Origin of the sequence: Thioalkalivibrio denitrificans (assembly GCF_002000365.1) — a bacterium.
Classification (GTDB): domain Bacteria; phylum Pseudomonadota; class Gammaproteobacteria; order Ectothiorhodospirales; family Ectothiorhodospiraceae; genus Thioalkalivibrio_A; species Thioalkalivibrio_A denitrificans.
In genome coordinates this window covers 35,272-57,947 of sequence record NZ_MVBK01000060.1, presented here as the reverse complement: position 1 = coordinate 57,947, position 22,676 = coordinate 35,272, and the positions used below count along the sequence as shown (strand labels likewise).

17 protein-coding genes are annotated in these 22,676 nt (G+C 65.1%); 5 read left to right on the top strand and 12 right to left on the bottom strand.

The genetic code is table 11. From position 1 onward, the window contains the following. The first annotated feature begins 98 nt into the window (after window positions 1-98). Window positions 99-872, top strand: coding sequence for a DUF3750 domain-containing protein (locus tag B1C78_RS10810; protein WP_077279178.1), 774 nt, complete (start codon window positions 99-101; stop codon window positions 870-872). Here the strand turns inward: B1C78_RS10810 and B1C78_RS10805 are convergent, their stop codons facing one another. Together B1C78_RS10805 and B1C78_RS10800 are read right to left on the bottom strand one after the other, a co-directional pair. Beyond that, on the bottom strand, window positions 873-2,504 hold the full coding sequence (locus B1C78_RS10805) for a methyl-accepting chemotaxis protein (protein ID WP_077279177.1): 1,632 nt from the start codon (window positions 2,502-2,504) through the stop codon (window positions 873-875). A 114-nt stretch (window positions 2,505-2,618) separates the two neighbouring features. After that, entirely contained in the window at window positions 2,619-3,515 is an 897-nt protein-coding gene (locus tag B1C78_RS10800) for an alpha/beta fold hydrolase (protein ID WP_077279176.1), read from the bottom strand. A 219-nt stretch (window positions 3,516-3,734) separates the two neighbouring features. On the opposite strand from B1C78_RS10800, the gene B1C78_RS10795 reads away from it, so the two are divergent. Beyond that, complete coding sequence (locus B1C78_RS10795) at window positions 3,735-4,451, top strand: hypothetical protein (protein ID WP_077279175.1); 717 nt, start codon at window positions 3,735-3,737, stop codon at window positions 4,449-4,451. 86 nt (window positions 4,452-4,537) lie between these two features. On the opposite strand, the gene B1C78_RS10790 is transcribed toward B1C78_RS10795, so the two are convergent. The 6 genes from B1C78_RS10790 to B1C78_RS10765 form a co-directional block, all read right to left on the bottom strand. After that, complete coding sequence (locus B1C78_RS10790) at window positions 4,538-5,515, bottom strand: quinone oxidoreductase family protein (protein WP_077279174.1); 978 nt, start codon at window positions 5,513-5,515, stop codon at window positions 4,538-4,540. Between the two features lie 299 nt (window positions 5,516-5,814). Continuing rightward, a complete protein-coding gene (locus B1C78_RS10785) occupies window positions 5,815-6,837 on the bottom strand; it encodes a serine/threonine protein kinase (protein WP_077279173.1) in 1,023 nt (340 codons plus the stop codon). A gap of 71 nt (window positions 6,838-6,908) precedes the next feature. Next, window positions 6,909-8,048 (bottom strand): acyl-CoA desaturase, encoded by a 1,140-nt coding sequence (locus B1C78_RS10780; RefSeq protein WP_077279172.1) that lies wholly within the window; start codon window positions 8,046-8,048, stop codon window positions 6,909-6,911. A gap of 258 nt (window positions 8,049-8,306) precedes the next feature. Further along, window positions 8,307-11,393 (bottom strand): efflux RND transporter permease subunit, encoded by a 3,087-nt coding sequence (locus B1C78_RS10775; RefSeq protein WP_077279171.1) that lies wholly within the window; start codon window positions 11,391-11,393, stop codon window positions 8,307-8,309. Window positions 11,394-11,404: 11 nt separating this feature from the next. Next, the gene (locus B1C78_RS10770; protein WP_077279170.1) at window positions 11,405-12,523 is read right to left on the bottom strand and encodes an efflux RND transporter periplasmic adaptor subunit; all 1,119 of its coding nucleotides are present in this window, start codon (window positions 12,521-12,523) and stop codon (window positions 11,405-11,407) included. After that, window positions 12,520-13,266, bottom strand: coding sequence for a TetR/AcrR family transcriptional regulator (locus tag B1C78_RS10765; RefSeq protein WP_077279169.1), 747 nt, complete (start codon window positions 13,264-13,266; stop codon window positions 12,520-12,522). Before B1C78_RS10765 ends, B1C78_RS10770 begins: the two co-directional genes overlap by 4 nt. Window positions 13,267-13,522: 256 nt before the next feature. Between B1C78_RS10765 and B1C78_RS10760 the strand changes: the two genes are divergently transcribed. The 3 genes from B1C78_RS10760 to B1C78_RS10750 are packed head-to-tail and all read left to right on the top strand — an operon-like array spanning window position 13,523 to window position 17,293. Then, window positions 13,523-14,563 (top strand): TAXI family TRAP transporter solute-binding subunit, encoded by a 1,041-nt coding sequence (locus tag B1C78_RS10760; protein WP_077279168.1) that lies wholly within the window; start codon window positions 13,523-13,525, stop codon window positions 14,561-14,563. Window positions 14,564-14,583: 20 nt separating this feature from the next. Then, window positions 14,584-16,542, top strand: coding sequence for a TRAP transporter permease (locus B1C78_RS10755; RefSeq protein WP_077279167.1), 1,959 nt, complete (start codon window positions 14,584-14,586; stop codon window positions 16,540-16,542). 1 nt (window position 16,543) lies between these two features. Beyond that, on the top strand, window positions 16,544-17,293 hold the full coding sequence (locus B1C78_RS10750) for a sulfite exporter TauE/SafE family protein (protein ID WP_077279166.1): 750 nt from the start codon (window positions 16,544-16,546) through the stop codon (window positions 17,291-17,293). 199 nt (window positions 17,294-17,492) lie between these two features. On the opposite strand, the gene B1C78_RS10745 is transcribed toward B1C78_RS10750, so the two are convergent. From B1C78_RS10745 to B1C78_RS10730, 4 genes are all read right to left on the bottom strand, one after another. Beyond that, complete coding sequence (locus tag B1C78_RS10745) at window positions 17,493-19,448, bottom strand: M48 family metallopeptidase (protein ID WP_077279165.1); 1,956 nt, start codon at window positions 19,446-19,448, stop codon at window positions 17,493-17,495. 6 nt (window positions 19,449-19,454) lie between these two features. Continuing rightward, a complete protein-coding gene (locus B1C78_RS10740) occupies window positions 19,455-20,039 on the bottom strand; it encodes a LemA family protein (protein WP_077279164.1) in 585 nt (194 codons plus the stop codon). Window positions 20,040-20,226: 187 nt separating this feature from the next. Further along, a complete protein-coding gene (locus B1C78_RS10735) occupies window positions 20,227-21,498 on the bottom strand; it encodes a hypothetical protein (RefSeq protein WP_077279163.1) in 1,272 nt (423 codons plus the stop codon). After that, the gene (locus tag B1C78_RS10730; protein ID WP_245795400.1) at window positions 21,495-22,241 is read right to left on the bottom strand and encodes an outer membrane lipoprotein-sorting protein; all 747 of its coding nucleotides are present in this window, start codon (window positions 22,239-22,241) and stop codon (window positions 21,495-21,497) included. Before B1C78_RS10730 ends, B1C78_RS10735 begins: the two co-directional genes overlap by 4 nt. Between the last annotated feature and the right edge of the window lie 435 nt (window positions 22,242-22,676).

Genomic DNA, 22,676 nt, shown 5'->3' with positions numbered 1-22,676 from the left:
CATGGATCGCCCCACGTCAATGCATACAAGAGATCTTTTTTATTTATATCCCGTAAGATAGGGTATCTTCTTAAAATGATTATAAGCATCTGAAACCCATGAAATCCGCATTGAAATGGTTCGCCGGGACCCTGCTTCTGCTGGTCCTGCTGCTCACGGGACCTGCCATCATGGCACTGTCCGATCAGGTGCCCCTGGGGGGCTCCTGGCGTCATGCCGATCGCTCCAGTGCCGGCCTCGCACCCGACCCCGCCATGACTCCCGAGGCGGTGGTACAGGTATACGGGGCCCGTGCGTTTGACTGGCGCGGCGTATTCGCCGCACATACCTGGATCGCACTCAAACCAGCCGGCGCGGACACCTATACCCTGCATCAGGTAACCCGCTGGAGCGGGCTGCGCTCGGGGCCCGGCGTGCCGGACGCCAACTGGTTCGGCAATACCCCCTACGTGCTGGCCGAGCTGCGCGGACCGCAGGCGGAACAGGCCATCGCCCGCATTGAGGCACTCGTTCCCGAGTATCCCTGGGCCGATCACTACCGTGCCTGGCCCGGACCCAACAGCAACACCTTTACCGCATGGATCACGCGCCAGGTGCCGGAGCTGCGGGCACGCCTGCCGGCCATCGCGGTGGGCAAGGATTACCTGGGACCCGCGGGGATCGGCGCGGCACCGAGCGGGACCGGTTTGCAGCTTTCCCTCAACGGGCTGCTCGGCGTGCTGGCCGCACCCGAGGAGGGCATCGAGGTGAACCTACTGGGACTGGTGCTGGGCCTGGAGACGCGCCCGCCCGGCATCAAGCTGCCGGGCATCGGACACGTGCATTTCGGCCGCTCCGCGCACTCCCTGCGCGAAGCCACTGCCGGGGAGTGATCAGGCCAGCCGGAATACCGCCACGAGTTCCCTGGCGCGGGACGCGATGCCGGCCAGTTCCTGGCTTGTGCCGGCGGTCTGGTTGGCACCGGCAACGCTCTCGCCGGTGATCTCGTTGATGGTGGTGACGTTGCGGTTGATCTCCTCGGCTACGGCGTTCTGCTGTTCCGCGGCGCTGGCAATCTGGCTGGTCATGTCGCGAATGCGGGCCACCGCGTCCACGATACTCTCCAGGGCCTCTCCTGCCCGCTGGGCGTCCGCGGCCGTGGATTCCGCCATCTCACGCCCCTGGTTCATGGCGGCCACCGCGCCACGCGTGCCGTCCTGCAGCGCTTCGATCATGGCCTGAATGTCAGCCGTCGAAGCCTGGGTGCGCGAAGCCAGTGTACGCACCTCGTCCGCCACCACGGCAAATCCCCTGCCCTGCTCACCGGCCCTGGCGGCCTCGATGGCGGCGTTCAGTGCCAGCAGGTTGGTCTGTTCGGCGATGCCCCGGATCACGTCGAGCACCGAACCGATCTGCTGGCTCTGCTGATCGAGGGCCTGCACGGACTCGGCGACCCGGCTGACTTCCCCGGAGAGCTGACCGATGGAGCGCACCACCGAGGCCACCACGTCGCCACCGGTGCGCGATTGTGAATCCGCTTCCTGGCTGGACTGCGCAGCGTCGCCCGCGCTGCGTGCCACTTCCTGTACGGTGGCCGTCATCTCGTTCATAGCCGTCGCGACCTGCTCGGTCTGGGAACGCTGGTTGTCCAGGTTGGTGTTGTTCTGGGTGCTGACCGCGGACAGCTGTTCTGCGGCGGAGGCCAGTTGCTCGGTCATGCCCCGCAATTCCGAAAGCGTGGTGGAGAACTGGTCCAGCATGCTGTTCAGGGCGTGTGCGCTCGCACCGATCTCGTCATCGTTGCTGACCGTGACCCGTCTGGACAGGTCATGATCAGCAGCCATCTGCATCATGGTCTCTCGCATGCGGCCGATGGGCACGGCCACGGACCGATACGTGTACCAGCCGGCCAGCGCGACCAGCAGCACCACGATCAGCGTGACACCGCTGAACAGCCGTACCGAACGCTGATACATAGCACCTGCCAGCGCCCGCTCCTCTCCGGCCACCCTGAGCTGCAGATCCACCAGCTCGGTGATCTTGGAACTGATGGGATCGATGCTGTCGTACAGGGGACCGTTGAAGTCACCGAGCTGCCCCCGGACGTTGCCGGACAGGCCGGACAGTGCAGCTTCCAGCCGATCGAGGTCCGCATTGGCGGGCCGGAACAGCGTGCGTGCCTCATCCACCAACCGCGACTCTTCCTGCGTCAGCTCCGTGGACAGGTAGGATTCCCACTGCAACCGGATCTCCCTGCGGGCCTCGCGCACGCCCTGCAGGGCCTCTTCAGCGCTCATCATCCCCTCGTTGGCCTTGTTCACCGCATCGATCACAAACACCGCGTAGGCATCCGCGATGGTCTTGAGCTGCTGCAGGGGCACCACCCTGTCCTCGTAGATGGTTTCGACGCCCGCCTCGATGTTGCTCATCATGCGCACGGACACGAAGGCCAGCGCCAGCAGGACGAGGACCGGCAGCAACACGGTTGCAATGAGTTTCGTACGGACAGTGAGCCTGAGTTTCATGGGACCAGCGTCTCCGATTATCGGTTTTTTTGGAGCCACCCGCGCAAGCGACTGTGCATCACCCGCCGATGTGTTACGCCTGTATCGGCACCCAACCGGATCTCTTGAATCGGATCATTCCCGCCTCTCCCTCACGAGGGACTCGCACCAGTCATCTATGGCCTCCCGGGCCGCCCGGGGATGTTCGGTCAGCAGCCAGTGGTCCGCGTCGATGGTCACCTGTTGCCCATGGGGAAAGCGGGCGATCCAGTCGCGCATCCGATCCTGGTCGCTGACCGTGGCTCCGCCCGAGCGAAGCACGAGCACCGGGGTGCCGATGCGGGCGGGATCGGGAACGGGACGCACCACCTCCCGAAGGTCCTGCAGGTAGTTCGTCAGGGGCAGGAAACGCAGGTCCGCCCGGGGCTTCATGTACAGCCGGGAGATGTCATCGGCAGGGTTATCCCGCAGCGCGGCGCGGGTGCGAACGTCCAGCGCGTGCAGGTCCCGGTATGGAAACTGCCTCCGGCCGACCCCCAGAGTCTCCAGGGCCCGGGTCACCACAATGGCGATACGGTTCAGAAAGGCAAACCGCCGCACCCGCCCCATCACGCCGCCCAGCGCCTCCGGGAAGACCGGGTCGATGAGTATGAGGCCCTGAACCCGGCCCGGGTGTGCCACCGCGAGTTCCATGACCACCTGGGCGCCCAAGCTGTGCCCGAGGAAGACCGCCCGTTTCAGTCCCTCGGCATCCAGGATGGCGACAAGATCCGCACACCACCGTTCGCGGGTGAGGCTGCCGCGATGCATGGAACCTCCATGTCCCCGCAGGTCCGGGCGCAACAGGGTCCATCGGCCCCTCAAGCGGGTGGTGGCGGCAAACTCGCTGAACCGGGTGCTGTTGCTGGCAAGCCCGTGCACCAACACCAGGGCCGGGGCATCCGCTCCGTGGCCCGGCTGTGCGCGATAGGCCAGCCTGACGCCGTCGTCGGCGGGGCAATAACGCAAAGGTCCGTGATCGATTTCGTCCATAGCTCATGTGTATCGACCGGTGTGCGGTCAATAATGAACCAATTCCTGGCGTCTCGTTCGAAAGGTACAACGGATCGCGTGCGTCCTGTCGCGCCACGGGGTGGGTTCCAGCCCCGCGTATCCCGGCTTGAATGCCGATTGTCGGGCGGCTGTCACCGGTCTCGGCGACATCTCATCTATACTGTAGAGGATTCAGTGCCGACCCAAGGGAGGTTTCTGATGAAGTATCTGCTCGCACTGCTTGCGCTCGCTATGGCCGCACCCCTTCACGCGGCCGAAACCATACCGTTCGGCCACTGGACCGTCATGTCCCAGGCGGACCCCGACTCCAGTAAAGTTCTGATCGCGGCCTACACCCGGAACCAGGAAGGGCATCTGCTGGCCTTCGGTCAGCAGGGCAACGGGCCCATTGAAGGGGTGCTGATCCTCAACGAACGCACCGGCGCCGCGGCCCATGCGGGGCACGCCCTGCGCCTGAGCGTGGCGGACAAGGGCGAACACCGGATCGGAGATCTTCGCATCCCTGCCAGCGCCCGTAACGGCCATGAGCCGGAGCTTGCCAACCGCGTGGAATGGCCGGTCTGGGAAAAGAGTGCCGGCGGTGAGCCGCCCAGCCTGCTCGACGAGATGCGCGCAGGCGGCAACCTTGAGGTCGAGTTTCGTGATGGTGACGGTGAACTGCAGAAGACCCGCTTTTCCCTGCGGGGAGCCGACCGCGCCATCCCCTGGATTCTCCAGGAAGGGCCCATGACTGCCACATACCACACCGTGGACACCCTGTCCGAGGAAGCCGCCCTGCAATGCCGTCGCAACGCCAATGGCAATCCTGCCCAACGCGACGCCTGCTTCGATCGCATCGTCACCTGCTGGGACCGGCAGGGCGACGGGTCGGTCGCCGCTTTCCGGGGCTGTCTGAGCAACGAAGGGGTTATGTGAAGAAAAGGTTGAAGGATGAAGGATGAAGGTTGAACGAAACCATTCATCCTTCAACCTTCATCCTTCAGCCTTCGGTGCTGCTGCCCTCAGGGCAGCAGAACCGACGAGCCCGTCGTCTTTCTTCCCTCCAGATCCTTGTGCGCCTGTGCGGCGTCTTTGAGGGCGTAGGTCTGGTTGATCTCGATGCGCACGGCGCCGCTGCCGACCACCTCGAACAGGTCGCCTGAGGCCCAGGCCAGATCCTCGGGGGTGGAGGTGTAATGGAACAGCGTCGGGCGCGTCAGGAACAGCGATCCCTTCTTTGCCAGCAGGATCGGCTCGAACGGCGGCACGGGGCCCGAGGCATTGCCGAAGGTGACCATCATGCCCCTGGGACGCAGGCAGTCCAGTGAACCCATGAAGGTCTCCTTGCCCACCGAGTCGTAGACGGCCGCCACGCCCTCGCCACCGGTAATCTCGCGCACCCGGGCAGCGAAGTCCTCCCGGGTGTAGACGATCGGATGGTCGCAGCCATGCGCCCGGGCGATCTCCGCCTTCTCGTCACTGCCGACGGTGCCGATGACGGTCGCCCCCAGGTGCTTCGCCCATTGGCAGACGATCAGCCCCACCCCGCCGGCTGCCGCGTGGATGAGGATCCGGTCACCGGCCTCCACGCGGTGGATGCGCCGAAGGAGATAATGGGCCGTCATGCCCCGAAGCATCATGGCGGCGGCGGTCCTTTCCTCGATGTTGTCGGGCAGCTTCACCAGCCGCTCGGCGGCCATGATGCGAGCCTCGGCGTAGGCGCCCGGCGGCGGCGTGGCATAGGCCACCCGGTCTCCTTCCGCCAGCGTGGTCACGCCCTCCCCCACGGCCTCCACGACCCCGGCCGCCTCCATGCCCGGCGTCCCGGGCAGCGACGGAAACGGGTAGAGGCCGGTACGGAAATAGACGTCGATGAAATTGAGCCCCACCGCCGTCTGGCGCAGACGCACCTCGCCCGGGCCGGGGTCTCCCACCTCAATGGACTCCCAGCGCATCACCTCCGGACCACCGGTTTCATGGACTCGTATCGCATGGGTCATGGGCTGTTTCTCCTCCGGGTGGGTTGTATGTGCAAGATCCTTAGCTTAATCACGAAGCACGGGCAGTGGAACGGCACAAGAAAAATATCTCTCGCAAAGCCGCGAAGCACGCCAAGAAATTCAAGAAACGGGTAGGTCGGCGTGAACACTGCCAACCCTGACACCAGTGGCCAGACTCATGCACCGCATGTTGGCGATCGTTTCTTTAAGTCCAATGATCTTCGTTCTTCTTCGCGTGCTTCGCGGCTTCGCGAGAGTAATGCCTTTGCCTTTGCTCCTGTCGTTCGTGGCAAAACCGCTCAAAGCAACGGCGGCTCCGCCATGGCCGCGATCTGTTCGCGCAGTTCCAGTACCCGGTCTTCCCAGTAGCGCGGACTGTCGAAGAACGGAAAGGCCGGAGGAAATGCAGGATCGTGCCAGCGGCGCGCGATCCAGGCCGAGTAATGGATCAGGCGCAGGGTGCGCAGGGCCTCGACCAGGTGCAGCTCCCGTGGCTCGAAATCACGGAATGCCTCATAGCCCTCGCGGATCGCGGCCCACTGCAGCGCCATGCTCTCCGGATCGCCCGACAGCAGCATCCACAGGTCCTGCACGGCCGGGCCCATGCGGCTGTCGTCGAAATCGACGAAATGCGCGCCTTCATCGGTCCAGAGGATGTTGCCGACGTGGCAGTCCCCGTGCAGACGCAATCCCTGAACCTGACCGGCCCGACGGTAACACAGGGCGACGGACTCCAGGGCCTGGTCCACCACGCCGCGATACACCGGCTCCAGTTCGGCGGGCACGATCCGGTAATCCAGCAGGTAGTTGCGTGCCTGCACACCGAAGGTGTCCAGATCGATGACCGGCCTGTGGCGATAGTCCTCCACGGCACCGACGGCGTGAATCCGGCCGATGTAGCTGCCGAGTCTCGTCAGCGTCTGCGGGTCATCGAGTTCCGGCGCATGCCCTCCGCGACGCGGGAACACAGAGAAGCGCTCCCTGCCTTCAGTCAGGAGCGTGCCACGACCGGGGAAATCCACGGGCGGGACCGCGGGAATCTCCCGCGCCGCCAGCTGCATCACCAGGCGATGTTCCTCGAGGATGGCGGCATCACTCCAGCGCCCCGGCCGATAGAACTTCACCACGCACGGCGGCGCGTCTTCCAGCCCGACCTGGTAGACACGATTCTCGTAACTGTTGAGTGCAAGCAATCGGCCGTCACAAGCGAGGCCGGCGGATTCCAGCACATTGAGGATACGATCGGGTGTCAGACCCTCGAAAGGCGCCGCCGGCGCCTCGATTGCCTCACCCGTGTCATGCGGCCGGAAACCCGTATTCACCGTCGGTGCTCCCTAGCCCGAGTGGCCATGTGTCTGCGCGGCGAAGGACACGGCGCCGCAACCCCGATCCGTCAGGACAACTGCAGCGTCAGCAGGGCCAGCCGCTTGCGCTGCATCTTGAGCCGGTATTCGAACTCGCGGATCCGGGTACGCACCAGGGCATGTTCCCAGTGGTAGGCCAGATGGCGGCGCGTCTCCGCGTACAGGCTGCTCTTGAGCGCCTTCCATTGTTCGAGGACCGACAGGAAATGCTGGTACTCATGTTCCAGCAGCGCTTTCCACTTCTCCACGTTTCCACCGGCCCGGGCCAGCTTCTCGCGCGCCTTGCGGAACTGCATCGCGATCATGGCCTGCTGGATCTGGAAATTGCTGGCGCGCTTCAGGTTCTCGGCGAGCCCCAGCCAGCTCAGGGTCGCGATCAGCCACTTGGTCGGGTCGTACTGCCACCAGCGCACGCCGTTGCGATAGTCGTACTGAAACTTATGGTGAAAGTTGTGGTAGCCCTCTCCGAAGGTCAGCACGGCAAGGACATCGTTGTCACGGGCACTGTTCTCGTCGGTATATGGCCGCCGTCCCCAGGTGTGGGCCAGGGAGTTGATGAAAAAGGTGAAATGATGTCCCAGCACCAAGCGCAACAGACCGGCCAGGAGCAGCATCTCGATCACGTTGCCAAACACGAGCCCCAGCAGCGCCGCCGGAACGATGTTCATACCAAGGGCGATGGGCACGTACCAGCGGTGCTGCCACATGACGATGGGATCGCGCAGCAGGTCCGGGGCGTTGCTGAAGTTCTCCTGTCCGCTGGGATGATCCCGAAGCATCCAGCCGATGTGGGAGAACCAGAAGCCCCGTCCTGCCGAATAGGGATCGCGATCGTTGTCGTCCACATGGCGGTGATGGGTGCGGTGTCCGGACGCCCATACCAGGATGCTGTTCTGCAGGGCCGCCGCGCCCCACAACGCCATGAACAGGCGCACTGACCGATGGGCCTCGTAGGTGCGATGCGCCCAGAGCCTGTGGTATCCCGCCGTGATGGACATGCTGGCAAAGACCATGAACAGGGCGAAGGCCACCCAGGCACTGGCGCTGTAGCCGTGGGTCAGCCCGTACCAGGGGACCAGGGTGACCGCCCCCAGGGCAGTGAGGCTGAACATCAGGGTGGTGGTCCAGATCAGGCGGGGGCGTGTCTTCCCGGATTCAGAAGTACTCATGGGGGGCTGCTCGCGTACGGTAGATGGTAATGGGTCACATTCTAGCAGGGAGGCAAGGCCCCTGCCGATGCCCGGCCGCCAATCGGTACTGGATCGTTGCCATCTCAGTTCATGCGAGTCTTGCGGGATTCGGGACCGGGCGCCGAAGGCCCACAGACCCAGAGAACGCGAAGTCTTGAGGAAGAAAGCTCATTGGCGCTCTGCGTGCTCCGCGTCTCTGCGACCTCTGCGTCCACCGACGGGCCCTGACCCGTGCCGTCAGGCCTCGGCCTGCTGACCGACGGGACTCTCGGCGGACCGCTCCCGGGCGAGGTAGGTGTAGACCGCCGGCACCACGAACAGGGTGAACAGGGTGCCGAGGGTCATTCCGGACGCGATCACCAGGCCCATGGCAAAGCGCGCACCGGCGCCGGGACCGGTGGAGACCAGCAGCGGGACCATCGCCAGGACGGTGGCCGCGGTGGTCATGAGAATGGGGCGCAGGCGAATGGCGGCGGCCTCCTCCACGGCCTCGCGCACGGAACGACCCTGTTCCTGCAGCTTGTTGGCGAACTCCACGATCAGGATGCCGTGCTTGGCGATCAGACCGATCAGCGTCAGCAGGCCGACCTGGGTGTAGATGTTGAGCGTCGTCAAGCCCAGGCTCACGAAGATCAGCGCGCCGGCAATGGACATGGGCACGGTCATCATGATGATGAGCGAGTTGCGGAAAGACTCGAACTGGGCCGCCAGGACCAGATAGATCACGATGAGCGCAAAGAAGAACGTGATGATCAGCTGCTCGCCCTCGGTGACGAACTGACGCGCCTGCCCCGCGTAGTCCACGCTGTAGCCGGGGGGCAGCACCTCGGCGCTGATGCCGTCCAGCAGGTCCAGCGCCTCGCCCAGGGTGACGCCGGGTCGCGGCACACCGGAGAGCGTCACGCTGTTGAGCTGCTGAAAGCGCTTGAGCTGCTGCGGCTGGACAGAATCCTCCAGGGTGATCAGGGTCGCCAGCGGGACCAGTTCCCCGGCCCGGTTGCGCGTGTACAGGTCCTCGATCTGGTCCGGGTTCAGGCGCTCGACGCGCTGCAGCTGGGGGATGACGCGATAGGACCGGTTCTCCAGGGAGAACCGCCCGGCAGGTCCACCGGAGAACAGCGACGCCAGGTCCAGCGACAGGGTCTGCATGTCCACGCCCATGAGCGCCGCCTTCTCCCGGTCGATGCGGATCTCGGTGCGCGGCTTGTCCAGTTTCAGGTCACCATCGATAAAGATGAAACGTCCGCTGGCCATGGCCCGGCCGACGATCTCCTGCGCCACTTCCTGCATGTTCGCGGCGGGCTCCGTGGAACGGATCACGAACTCGATGGGCGCCCCGCCCCCGCCGCCCGGGAGCGACGGCGGCACCAGGGCGAATACGTTCAGCCCGGGGATCTGCTCCAGACGCGGCTGCAGATCATTTTCCAGCACCTGCTGCGTGGAACGCGTGCGTTGCTCCCAGGGCGACAGCACGAATCCGGCAATGGCGGCATTGGCGGCGCCGATACCGGCGCCCCCGAAGCCGTTGACGATGAAGATGTTCTCCACCTCCGGGATCTCGTCCAGGTAACGGTTCATCACCCCTGTATTCCGCTCCAGCTGATCCAGGGTCGTCGGCGCATCGGCTTCGGCAATGGAGAACACGAAGCCCTGGTCCTCGGGCGGTTCCAGTTCCGCCGGGCTGGTCACGAACAGGAAATAACAGGACACGAGCACGATCAGACCGAACGTGAGCACCACGTGCCGGTCGTTGAGCGCACCGTGCAGGCGGCGCTGGTAGCGCCCCTTGAGACCGTCGAAGCGCCGATCCAGCCATGCCTCCAGCCTCCCCTTGCCGCCCTCGGAAGACGCCTTGAGCAGACGTGAGCTGAGCATCGGGGACAGGGTGAGCGCCACCACGCCGGAGATGATGACCGACGCCGCCAGTGTGAACGCGAACTCGATGAACAGCGTCCCCGTGATGCCGCCGACAAAGCCGATGGGCAGGAATACGGCCACGAGGGTGGTGGACATGGCGACGATGGGCCAGGCCAGTTCCCGGGCCCCCTGAATCGCCGCGGCCAGGGGCTTCATGCCCTCCTCGATGTGGCGGTGGATGTTCTCCACCATGATGATCGCGTCGTCCACCACGATGCCGATGGCCAGCACCATCGCCAGCAGGGTCAGCAGGTTGATGGTGAAGCCCATGACCAGCATCAGGAACAGGGTGCCAATCAGTGACAGCGGCACGGCCAGCGCCGGGATGATCACGCTGCGCACGGAACCCAGGAAGAGGTAGATCACGCCCACCACGATGACCAGCGCCAGGAAGATGGTGACAATCACCTCGTTGATGGCGCTCTCGATGTACAGCGTGGAGTCGTAGACGATGTCTCCGTTGAGGCCCTGGGGGAACTGCGGCTCAATATCCGCTGCCCATACGCGACGCACCTCGGCGATCACGTCCAGGGCGTTGGCATCCGGTGCCACCTCGATGCCGATGAAGGTGGCGGACTGTCCGTTGAAGCTGACCGAAATGTCGTAGTTCTCGGAGCCCAGTTCCACCTCGGCGATATCGGCCAGGCGCACGATGGCCCCGTTCTCGGAACGCACCACCAGCTGCTCGAACTCCTCCGGCGTGTGCAGGTCGGTAGCCGCCTTCAGGTCGATGGTGACCGTCTGGCCCTTGGTGCGGCCCACGGCGGAGAGCACGTTGTTGGCCCTCAGCGCGCGATTGACGTCGGCGCCGGTCACGTCCAGGGCCGCCATGCGATCGGCGTCCAGCCAGATGCGCATGGCAAACGTGCGGTCGCCCAGTATCTGCGCGCGCTGCACGCCCGGGATGGTGGACAGTTGCGGCTCCACCACCCGCACCAGGTAATCTGTGATCTGGTTGTTGTCCAGGAGCTCCGAATAGAAGCTCATGTACATGGCGGCGATGGTCTGGCCGACCGACAGCTCGATCACCGGCTCCTCGGCCTCCTCGGGGAGGTCCGAGCGTACCTTGTTCACCTGTGCCGAGATCTGGGTCAGCGCCTCGTTGGGGTCGTAGTCCAGGCGCAGGTGCGCCTGGATGTTGCTGACGCCCGCCACGCTCGTGGAGACGATGTAGTCGATGCCCTCGGCCGCCGCGATCTCGCGTTCCAGCGGTGTGGTGATGAAGCCCTGCACCAGGTCGGCGTCGGCGCCGATATAGGCGGTGGACACGGTGACCACGGCGTTCTTGACTTCCGGGAACTGGCGCACGTTTAGGTCGAAGCCGGCGCGAATGCCCAGCAGCAGAATGAACAGGCTGACCACCGTGGCCAGCACGGGCTTGCGGACGAAGACGTCTGTGAATCGCATGCCGGCCGGCCTCAGGTGTTGTCCGGACGCGGGTCGGGGTCCTGTCGCGGCTGCACGGCCTCGTCGTCGCTGATCTTGACCACCGCGTCATTGCGCAGTTTCAGGAGGCCGCTGGTGGCCACCCTGTCGCCGGGTTCAAGACCTTGCGTGATACGGATCAGGTCGCCGCGACGGCTGCCGGTCTGGACAAAGCGGCGGCTGACCCTGAGCTGTCCGTCGTCGTCTTCGCTGACCACGAACACGGAGTTGCCATAGGGGCTGAAGCTGATGGCGGACAGGGGCGCCACCACCACATCCTCGGCTTCGCCGATGTCAAGGCTGACACGGCCGAACATGCCGGCGCGCAGCAGCCCGTCCGGATTGTCCACGGTGGCCTGAACGGCAAACGTCCGCGTGCTGTCGCGCACCGAGGGCTCGACGGCATTGATGGTGCCGCGAAACTCCGCGTCCCGGGCATCCACCCGCACGCGCAGCGCCTGCCCGCGCCGCACATCGGCCACGTAACGCTCCGCCAGATTGAAGTTCACGTAGACGGGATCCACCGACTGCAGGGACACGACCGGATCGCCCGGCGAGAGATACTGACCCACGTTCACCTGCCGGATGCCCAGTTCGCCGGCAAACGGCGCACGCACGGTCTTCTGCGCGATGCGGGCACGTTGCTCGTTGACGGCGGCCGTGGCCTGCTCCGCCTCGCTTTCGCGCCGGGTCAGTTCCGCCTCGGAAATGCTGTTCTGCGCCGCCAGACGCCGGGCCCGTTCCAGTTCAAGGTCGGCCAGGCGTTTCGCGGCCTCCAGGCTGCGCAGGCGCGCGCGGTCCGTTTCGGAATCCAGCACCACAAGCTCCGCCCCTGCCTCGACCCGATCACCGCTGGCGAAGCGGATCTCCCGCACGATGCCGGCGGCCTCGGTGGTGAGCATGGCGCCCTGCACCGGGGAGAAACTGCCCACCGCCTCAAGCCTCGGCGTCCAGGTCATCCGGCTCACCTCGGCCGCGGTAATGGTGGCGGTGGGCGGCGGCGTGCTGTCGAAATACTCATCGATCATGGCGCTGACGAACGCCTTGTAACCGAAGATGCCGCCGAACAGGATGCTCACGCCGATGAGCATGACGATCATGCGTCTGTTCATGACCGAACCTCCCGGGCGTCCGGGCCCGACACGTCGAACACCTCCCGGCGCACGCGAGCGACCAGCGCATCCGTGGCGGCGTGGTCCGCCGGATCCGCCAACGGCGCCCAGTTCAGGCCGTTAAGGTGGACCTGGACCTGGCGAAAGAACAACCGCTCCGGCGAACGGATATTCAGGGACTCGAACAGGCCCTGCACGTGACTCAGCGCCCGCATCCCCTCGCAGACGCTCCACGGGCCGCAGGCCAGTTCAAGGGGGGAGAGACCCTGCGCATCCAGATCGCCGCGATCAATGGCCTCCTGGACGATGCCGGCCACCACCTCGCCCACCGGCCCGGTGCAGCACATGGCCTGCTCGCGGCGCTCCGGGGAGGTGTTCTCCCATACCGCCTCGGCGTGGACATACTGGGTCAGTTTCGCGTGTTCGGGATGGTGCCGTGAGAAGTCCAGATCGCCCACGGCAATGGCGAACATGCGTTCCCGCGGCGTGCCGCCCTGCCACGCTCCCACCTTGCGGAAGATGTCCACAAAGGCCTCCATGCGGCGGTTCGCCAGGGCCAGCAGCAGGTCCTCCTTGGAGGAGAAATGCTGATAGAGCGTTCCGGTGGCGTAGTCGCAGGCCTCCGCCAGACGCGCCATCTGGAGATGCAGAAAGCCCTCCTCGCTCACCATGGCCTCGGCGGCCTCCAGGAAAAGGGCCTCCCGAAGGCTGAATTCCTTCTGCTTGCGTTCCCGGGTACCCATCAGGCTGACCCACTTGAGAAGAATGAAAAGAGGTCGGATTTTGAACCTGATTCAAAACATAATCAACCGTCACTCGACCTCCGGGCTCCCGGGATCCGTCTTCGGCGGACAAAATGGCTCTGGTGCGCTAAGTTAATGCTTGGGATAAGAAACCCCATAACGCGGCCTCATCGGGTCGGCCAGGGACGCATCAGGCCCGATCCGGCCGGTCCCGGTCATCTTCCGGGATGAACCGCCAAAAAAGAGGAAAAGACCCATGAAACGCTATCTCTCCGCGCTGGCCGCCGCCCTGCTGGTTGCCGTGCCGCTGGGCCTGTCCGAAATCCGTACTGCCGATGCCCAGCAGGTCACCCAGCTCCGCTGGGCCACCTCCGCCGTGGGCTCCGCCGGTCATCGCGCCAAGGTCGCGCTGATGGCCATGCTCAACCGGGAGATGCCCGACTACTCCATCACCGTGCTGCCCACCCCGGGTGCGCTGGCCACCGTGCGCGGCTACGCCACCAACCAGTTCGATGGTTACTACGGGGCGGATATCGCCTTCCGGGAACTCGCTGGCGACACCGGCCGATTCCGCGGTTTCCGCGACCAGATGCAGCGTGAACCGGTCCAGTCCTTCTGGGCCTACACCATGGAGGTGGGTCTCGGCGTACGCGCCGGTGATCGCGACCGGTATGCCGGTTGGGGCGACCTGAGCGGTCGGCCGGTCTTCACGGGCCCTGCCCCCTGGGATGTGCGTGCCCAGCTGGAGCGGGCCATGCAGACCCTCGAGGTGGGCCATAACTATGTTGAACTGGACCTCGGGCTGTCGGCCTCCTCGCTCTCCGAGCGCTCCATCGATGCGTTCATCATCTACAGCACCGGCGAGGCGAGCCCCGCACCCTGGGTCAACGAGGCGATGATCGCCACCGACGTGGCGGCCCTGAATCCCAGCGATGCAGAGGTGGAAAAGCTGCGCGCGGCCGGCCTTGATGTGGTCGAGGTGCCGGGCGACGTGTTCCGCGGCGACGTGCGTACGGATACGGTGCTGCTGGTGCCCTTCTTCTACGGCTTTCACGTAGGCCTGGAGGTCCCCGAGGAAGACGTCTACCGGATGCTGACCATCATCGAGGAGCATGCCGAGGAACTGGCCCGCACGGATTCGGCATTCCGCCAGATCAGCGAGGACATGGTGAACATCCAGCAGCGCGGCGTGGCCGCCTCTGTGGACTCCGTGAAGGTGCACCCGGGTCTTGCCCGCTATCTGCGAGAGAAGGGTGCCTGGGACGACGCCTGGGACGACCGCATCGCATCCCGATAAAGGCCGGTTGACCCCGGCCCATGAGCGATCCCGCCGCCGGCATAGCTGAGCCGCACCTGTCGCCCCTGGCCCGTCGGCTCAGGCTGGCGGCGGAGATCCTTTTCTACCTCGCGGGGGTGGTCTTCTTTTTCCACCTCTCGCGGTATTACATCACCGGCGCGGGCGGTCCCACGCTGCTCGCCGTGGTGGGTGTTCCGCTCACCATCTGCATCGTCATTCTCAACGACCTCAGGAGAGGCGAGCTTTATCCGAAGCTCGGCCATGTGGCCCCCTTCATCATTGCGCTGGTGTACTGCGGCATCTGCCTGTACGCCATCCATTACCTGGTGAGGGAATTCGACGAGATCCGCATCTATCGTCTCGGCACCTGGAACATGCATGACCTGGTCGTGGGGGGGCTGGTGGCGGCGCTGGTGATGGAATACACGCGACGCCGGTACTTCGTCCTGTTCGTTCTCAACATCCTGCTGATCCTCTACACGGTCTACGGCTACATGGTGCCCGGGATGTTCAACCACCCCGGCATGACATGGACCCGCGTGGCCAGCTCCGTCAGCGTGGAAATGTCCACGGGGGTGTTCGAGCGCCTGCCGCAGCTCGGGCTGACGCTCATCGGCTCATTCATCCTCGTGCTGGCGGTGCTGCGCGCCTTCGGCTGCATCGATTCCATCCTCCTGGGTTCAACACGCGTCGCCGTGAAATCCCCCCGCCTGCTTCCACAGGCGGCGGTGCTCGGGTCTTTCGGCGTGGCGGCGGTCTCCGGGTCGGGCGCCGCCAACGCGGCCACCACCGGCACGGCGACCATTCCGGTGCTCATCAAGGCCGGCTTCCCCAGGGTCACGGCGGCGGCCGTGGAGACATCCTCGTCGCTGGGCGGCCAGCTCATGCCCCCGCTCATGGGCATTGCCGCCTTTCTGATGGCCGACTACCTGGGCACCAGTTACTTCGACGTGGTGGCGCGGGGTTTCGCCCCGGCCATCATCTACTACCTGGGGGTGGCCTTTGCCGTCTGGCTGCTGGCGGGACGTTACTACAAGCGCGCCGTCACGCCGAAGGCGGAACCCATGCGCTTCATGGACTGGGCCAACGTGGCCGCCTACTTCATTGCGGTGGCGGGGCTCATCTACTTCATGGGCGTGGAACGCAAGCCCGCGATGAGTGCGGCCCAGACGGTGTTCACCTACCTCTTGGTATTCCTGGCCGCCGCATTCCTGATACGGACCTTCATGGCGCGCCGTTTCACGCTCGAATGGCTGACCCGTCCGTTCCTGCGCATGATCGAGTCCTACGCCACCATCACGGCGGAGCTGACCATCCTGCTGGCCACGCTGGGCATCCTGACGGCCACCTTCACCATTACCGGCGTGCCCACCAAGGTGGGCATCCTGCTCATGGAGGGGGCGGGCATCAACCTCGCCGTCATGGTGCTGGTGGGCTTCGGATTCGGCTACATCATCGGCATGGGCCTGCCGGTGGCGCCCACCTACATCATCCTGGCCATCGTCATCTCGCCGTTCATGATCCGTGCGGGAGTCGATCCCTGGGTGGTGCATTTCTTCGCATTTTTCGTAGCGGTCTTCGGTGAACTTTCGCCGCCCACGTCGGTGACCGCGGCGGTGACATCACGCATCGCCGAGGCATCGTTCATCCAAACCATGCTGGTGGCCGTGCTGATCTGCATGCCATTGATGCTCATGATGGGTGCGGTCTTTGCGCGCCCCGATCTGGTGGTGCAGCCGGGCATGGCGCAACTGCCCGCCTTCGCACTGGTGCTGATCGGCACCCTGGCCATCAGCTTCGCCCTGCAGGGCAGTTTCATCTTTGCCCGCCCCGTGGACATGGCCCTTCGCATCGTGCTGACCGGGCTCGCGGGTACCGCCGTATTCCATCCCGATACCGCCACCGCCGGCATTTACGCTGCGATCACTCTGCTGATGATGACCTTCGGTCTCTGGCGTTACCGCCGGCACGTGGCCTGAGATGACACTCGAACAGGTGGTCCTGCTGCTGGCGGCGGGGGCCCTGTCGGGCTTCCTGAACGTGATGTCCGCGGGCGGCTCCATGATCACCCTGCCGGTGCTCATGTTCATGGGCCTGGACAGCACCACCGCCAACGGCTCCAACCGCGTCGGCATCGTCCTGCAGAACATCACCGCCACCTGGAAATACCGCAGCGCCGGCCACCGCCACCTGCGCCTGGGCCTCAAGCTCTCGGTGCCGGCGGTGGCCGGCGCACTGGTCGGCGCGTGGACGGCGACGCTGGTGGGCGATGACCTGTTCCGCTGGATCCTGATCCTGGTGATGGTGGGTTCGTCCATCCTGATGCTCATGCCCATGCCTGCCCGTCGTGACACGGTGCAACTGGACGATTCCCACCTGCGCTGGCCGGTGATCGTCGCCATGGTCGTGATCGGTTTCTACGGCGGGTTCATCCAGGTGGCCGTCGGCATCCTGTTCATCGTATTGCTGTACCGGGTGCTGGGCATCGACCTGGTGCAGGTGAACATCCTCAAGGTGCTGGTGGTACTGGTCTACATGATCCCGGCGCTCGGCATCTTCGTCGCCACCGGCAACGTGCACTGGGGATTCGGCCTGGTGCTGGCGGTGGGCAGCATGGCCGGCGCCTGGATCGGCGCCCACATGACCCTCGGCCCCGGCGGCGCCGTCTGGATCCAGCGCATCACGCTGCTCATCATCGCGGCGATCATCGTGCGGCTGATACTGGAATGAAGTGCGAAGGGTGAATTGGGAAGTGGGAAGGCCCCCACCCCCGCCCTCCCCCGCTTCACGGGGGAGGGGGAACGAACTACGAATGTTCTTTTGTTCCCCTCCCCCTCATGGGGGAGGGTCAGGGTGGGGGTGGTTTCCCTTGCCACTTGAGACTTGCCACTCGCCACTGTTCCACCAACCCCAACATGAACCAGGACGATCAGTTCTCTTCCATCGCCTCGTTCTGCTGTACGGCATCCAACACAGGAAGGGGCATATGTAACACCGCGCACACGGCCCGAAGCAGCTCGGCTTCGGCGGGTACCGTCTTGCCGCCGTGGGTGACAGTCACCACCAGGGCCCGCAGCAGCTGCTGCTTGCCCATACCGTCGAGGGTGTCCAGGCGCTCCAGAGCGGCATCCATGCGCTCGTGCCAGCCTTCTGCCTCGGGCAGACGTGACACCGGCGACATCCCCAGCACACCAAGGCCGGCATTGAGCGCCGCGCGGGCTGCTTCCGGATCGTCGGGGTGACCGTGGTGGGCGAAACTACCCAGCAGGGCCAGGGCCGGAGCCTGTACGTCTGACAGACGCCGCCGGCCCGTGGTCGCGGCCCGTACCGGATCCCGGGCGTCCTCCAGGTGCCGGACCAGCATGCGCGCCAGGGCATACTCGAACACCTCGACACGGCCGTCGGCGTGGATCAGCCGCTCCACCAGAGCGAGCAGTTCCGCGACTTCTCCATCCGGACGCCGCTTGAGCGCGGGGAAGGCCATCTCCAGCAGCGGGATGCGCAACTCCGGTGCCAGCCGCGGCTCCATATCCAGGAGCTTGCGCACCTGGGCCTCGCTGTCGGCGCCCCGTGCCTCGGCCACCATGAGCAACTGTTGCTCGCGCACTTCGCCCGGCGGCGCCAGCAGCAGGTAACAGACCAGTTCCGGCGCCCATTCGGGCGAATGGGCGGCGCGCTCCAGCGGTCTGGGAATGGCCGCCACCAGCAGCGCCGCGGCGAGCACCTGGCCCAGCCCGGGATGACCCATCTGCTCGATCAGGGTGTCGGCATCCAGGGCCAGGCCACCGGGTGCGGGGGCCCCGGCGGCGACCTCCCGGGCCGCTTCCTCGGCGGCCGCCCGTTGCGCTTCCCTGTGACGACGCAGCTTCTCCCGGATGGCCCCGTATTCGTCCGGGTCGAATCCCGGTTCGATGGCGCGAATCCGGTCCAGCAGCGGAGGATGCGTGGCAAACAGCTGGCCGAGGGCGCCATTGGCAAAGAGCATGTGGGCCACCTCCTCCGGATTGGCCCGAAGCACCGAGCCGCCCGCGGCGCCGATCTTCTTCAGGGCGCCGGCAATGCCCTCCGGTTCGCGGGTGAACTGCACTGCCGAGGCGTCCGCCAGGAACTCCCGCTGGCGTGACACCATGGCCTTGATCCAGCGTCCGAAGAACAGTCCTACGTAGCCCACCAGCATGAGCGCCAGGCCGATGAGCAGAAATGCGGCGGCGCCCTGATTGGCCCGGGTGCGCCGTACGGACACATGATGGGTGTAGTACATGAACTGTCGGCCGATCACGCCCATGACCAGGATGCCGAACAGGATGCCCATGAGGCGGATATTCAGCCGCATGTCGCCGTTGAGGATGTGACTGAACTCGTGGGCGACGACACCCTGCAGTTCCCGCCGGTCCAGGGTCTCGAGCGCACCCTGTGTCACGGCAATGGCGGCATCCCCGGTGGAATAGCCCGCGGCAAAGGCATTGATCCCGCCCTCGTTTTCCAGCACGAAGATGTCCGGCACGGGCACACCGGAAGCGATGGCCATCTCCTCCACCACGTTGCGCAGGCGTCTGCGCAGGGGATCGTTGGTGTCCGGCTCCACCAGAGTGCCGCCCAGCTCCCAGGCAATTACCGCGCCGCCGTGGCGAAGGCTCATGGTGCGGTACAGGCTGGCAAGCCCGATCACACCGCCGGTGAGCAGGCTTGTCCAAAGGATGACGTCTAGATGCCGGGCAAGGAACTGGCCGGGGGTGGCGGGCTCGCGAAGCTGATCCGCACCGCCCAGGGCCAACAGCACCGCGAGGTTGACCACCACGAGAATGGCCACAACGGCCAGCAGGAACAGCACCAGCAGCCATCGGGACCGGCGCCGGGCACGATCCTGGTACTCGAAGAAGTTCATCCGCCCTTACCGGAAGGCGACCCGAACCGCCTCGCGCTTCTCGGGTGCATCGATCTCCAGCAGGGCCGCCGGGCGGAAGCCGAAGTTGTTGGCGACGAGGTTGTTGGGGAAGACCTCGCGCGTGATGTTGTAACTCATCACCGCGTCGTTGAAGGCCTGACGCGCAAATGCCACCCGGTTCTCGGTGCTGACCAGTTCTTCCGAAAGCTGCATCATGTTCTGATTCGCCTTCAGGTCCGGGTAGTTCTCGGACAGCGCGAACAGTCTGCCCAGCACGCCGGACAGCCCCTGCTCGGACGAGGACAGCCGCTGCATGGCCTCGGCATTGCCGGGGTCCGCGGCCACCTCCTTCAGACTGCCCAGGGCCTGGTTGCGGGCCTTGATCACCGCCTCCAGCGTGTCCTTCTCATGACTCATGTACCGCTCGGCCACCTCGACGAGGTTCGGGATCAGGTCGTAACGGCGGGTGAGTTGAACGTCGATCTGGGCAAACGCATTCTTGTAGCGGTTGCGCGCGGTGACCAGGCGGTTGTAGATCACCACCACGAAGATCACCAGCAGGATGACAAGAATCAGAAGGACCCATTCCATTATTGTTATCCCCGGGGGCAGTTGAGGGCGCATACAAGATACATAAAGCACCCCGCCCTGTCTCGTTTCCCTGACTTCACGGCGATCCGGGCCGGACAGACGAAACACATACGGCGATGACCGGACCTCTACCCACCACAGCGCGTGTCGCTTCCGGAGAAGCGACAGCCGCTGCCGTGTTCGAGACTCAGAAGAAATAGCGGGCGCGCAACTCCAGCCGCCAGTCGTTGAGGCGCTCACCGAACTCGGTATCGCGCCCTCCGGAAAGCACGGCCAGCCGGCCCCGCAGCTCGGTGTTGCGAAAGCCCGTGTACATCACCTCGGGGATGGTCGAGGCGCTGCCGTCGTGCAGATTGACGATGGCGTTGACCCCCAGGCTCCAGTAGAGGGCATCCCAGGGCTCGCTCTTGCGCACCCGCAGGAAGAGGTAGTCGCGCATCGCCTGGGGCGCACCGTAACCCTCGCGGCGGGCGGCTATGGCCCGGGGCCGCAGGGCCGGGTCGTCTCGAGAGGCGCTGGCCAGATCGAAAAAACGCCGCATCTCGTCCCGGCTGTAACCGGCGCCGTTGCGGTAGTACTCGACGATCCAGGTGGTCTCCCCGCGGGTCAGGTAGCGCATGCCGAGCAACAGGTCCACGGGGCGGGTGTCGTCGGTTTCGAGACCCCCGTCGCTGATCAGCGCGCGCGTGCGTCCGTCGTACCAGGCCAGTTCGCCGTGGATCTCCATGTGAGGCACCGGGTTGCGCGAGAACCCGATGCCCAGCGCACCCGGTCGGCTGCCGTCACTGCGGGCGGTCACGTGGATATCCGTGTCCCGGTAGAGCAGGTACAGCCGGGCGGCGACGTTGACGGTCTCGCGTTCGCCGAAATCGCCGTTCACGTCCGCGGTCACCGGGAGAATGACCGGCGTGAAGGAGACGGTGCGCAGTTGCCCCTGCGGGAAGCTGCGCACGTATTCCACCGAGCCGAGAAAGAAGCCCTCGCGGCTCAGCTCCGGATCGGTGGGATCCCTGGGGCGTTCCAGAAAGCCGATGGGGCTCCACGCGTAGCCGGTGCCCCAACGCAGGCTGCGCTTGCCGATCTCGAGACTGGTGCGCTCCCCGGCCGGGGTGGACACGTAGAGTTCGTGGACGTTCAGGTCGCTGCTGGTTCCGAAGATGTCATCCACCGCCTCGGCCTGGATGCGGGCCCGCAGGGTGCTGTCCTCGTGGCGGTACAGCGCCGAGAGTTCGCCCAGGCCCCGGTAGCGTTCGAAGCTGCCCGGATCACGGTCGGGAAAGTTCAGGGCATACAGAGCGGAATCCCTGTCCAGGCGCAGGTGCTCCACCGTCCCCTGAAGATATCCGCTGAACTCGTAGGCCGGGCGTTCGTAGCGCGCGATGTCGAAGTCGAAGGTGAACTCCGCGGTTGCCGCGGCGGGTGCCGCGAGCAGCAGCACCCGGAGGAACCGATGGATCACCGGCGCAACTCCCCGATCCGGGGCATGTAGCTCAGGGTGAACACCTCGTCCGGCAGTTCCCGCGGGGTGATGCCCGAGAACAGCATCACCGAACGGTAGCCCCGACGCAGCGGACTGTCGGTCTCCAGCACCGCGGGACGTACGATGCCGTGACCGAAATCGGTGATGTTGCTGTAGCGCAGGGTCTTGATGAGCAGCCCGCCCGCCGCGTAGGCCTCGATGGTGACCGGCGTGAGCGAGGCCCTGTCCACCTCCATGCGCAGCCGGTCGTAGGCCACCGCCGGACCGCGGGCCTTCAGGTCCAGCACGTAGCCTTCTTCGTCCTCCTCCTCAAGCGTGGCCGTGTATTCGGTGCTGAAGTCCAGGCGCAGGATATCGGCATTGCTGAACACCCCGCCGGTGACCGACTGCAGGCTGGTGATGCGGATGGGCCGTCCCACCTCCGGGATGTACAGCCACATGTTCTCGTCCAGGCGCAGGGTGCTGCGGCCCCGCTCACCGGGCGGGTCCAGAAACACCGCCGCCATCTTGTCCTCGCCCTTGCGTACACTGTAGAGCACGAACTCACGCTGCCGCCCGTCGGGTTCGATGTTGATGATCTTGCGATACATCTCGAAGGAATCCGGCTGCATGCGCCGATCCACCTCGCGCAGCAGTTGGTCCCCTTCCGTCTCCTGCGCAGCCAGTGTGGCGCTGAGCATCCACAGCACAAGAAACCACGCAACGCTGAACATCGATTTCATGATCACTCCGAACTGGTCCTGGCCGTCAGGAAATAATGCCTTTGGCCACAGAGGACACAGAGGTCACAGAGATAAAAGGCGCTTGTTCTTTCTCTGTGCCCTCTGTGCCCTCTGTGGCTGATCCTCAAGAAACACGCCGCGCCCCCATTCGCCTCGTAGGGCGGATAAGCGAGGGGCAGCCGCCCCCCGGCCGATGATGTGCCGGATGCGGCTGCGCCTTATCCGGCCTAGGGGATCTGCAACTCCCGAATCGACCCGCCGCCGGCAAGGCAAATGCATTTGGCCACAGAGGTCACAGAGATAAAAGGCGCTTGTTCTTTCTCTGTGCCCTCTGTGACCTCTGTGGCTGATCCTCAAGAAGCACGCCGCGGCACCCACTAGCCCGCATGTCTCCCCGGGATCGCGGGAGCAGGCGAAGGATTCGCGTCCGTAGGC

What these genes read in the sequence shown, in the direction of transcription:
- B1C78_RS10745 (WP_077279165.1), bottom strand. Translation starts at nt 19,448, where the DNA reads ATGAACTTCTTCGAGTACCAGGATCGTGCCCGGCGCCGGTCCCGATGG.
- B1C78_RS10755 (WP_077279167.1), top strand. Translation starts at nt 14,584, where the DNA reads ATGAGCGATCCCGCCGCCGGCATAGCTGAGCCGCACCTGTCGCCCCTG.
- B1C78_RS10790 (WP_077279174.1), bottom strand. Translation starts at nt 5,515, where the DNA reads ATGACCCATGCGATACGAGTCCATGAAACCGGTGGTCCGGAGGTGATG.
- B1C78_RS10770 (WP_077279170.1), bottom strand. Translation starts at nt 12,523, where the DNA reads ATGAACAGACGCATGATCGTCATGCTCATCGGCGTGAGCATCCTGTTC.
- B1C78_RS10730 (WP_245795400.1), bottom strand. Translation starts at nt 22,241, where the DNA reads ATGAAATCGATGTTCAGCGTTGCGTGGTTTCTTGTGCTGTGGATGCTC.
- B1C78_RS10795 (WP_077279175.1), top strand. Translation starts at nt 3,735, where the DNA reads ATGAAGTATCTGCTCGCACTGCTTGCGCTCGCTATGGCCGCACCCCTT.
- B1C78_RS10740 (WP_077279164.1), bottom strand. Translation starts at nt 20,039, where the DNA reads ATGGAATGGGTCCTTCTGATTCTTGTCATCCTGCTGGTGATCTTCGTG.
- B1C78_RS10765 (WP_077279169.1), bottom strand. Translation starts at nt 13,266, where the DNA reads ATGGGTACCCGGGAACGCAAGCAGAAGGAATTCAGCCTTCGGGAGGCC.
- B1C78_RS10805 (WP_077279177.1), bottom strand. Translation starts at nt 2,504, where the DNA reads ATGAAACTCAGGCTCACTGTCCGTACGAAACTCATTGCAACCGTGTTG.
- B1C78_RS10775 (WP_077279171.1), bottom strand. Translation starts at nt 11,393, where the DNA reads ATGCGATTCACAGACGTCTTCGTCCGCAAGCCCGTGCTGGCCACGGTG.
- B1C78_RS10810 (WP_077279178.1), top strand. Translation starts at nt 99, where the DNA reads ATGAAATCCGCATTGAAATGGTTCGCCGGGACCCTGCTTCTGCTGGTC.
- B1C78_RS10780 (WP_077279172.1), bottom strand. Translation starts at nt 8,048, where the DNA reads ATGAGTACTTCTGAATCCGGGAAGACACGCCCCCGCCTGATCTGGACC.
- B1C78_RS10750 (WP_077279166.1), top strand. Translation starts at nt 16,544, where the DNA reads ATGACACTCGAACAGGTGGTCCTGCTGCTGGCGGCGGGGGCCCTGTCG.
- B1C78_RS10800 (WP_077279176.1), bottom strand. Translation starts at nt 3,515, where the DNA reads ATGGACGAAATCGATCACGGACCTTTGCGTTATTGCCCCGCCGACGAC.
- B1C78_RS10760 (WP_077279168.1), top strand. Translation starts at nt 13,523, where the DNA reads ATGAAACGCTATCTCTCCGCGCTGGCCGCCGCCCTGCTGGTTGCCGTG.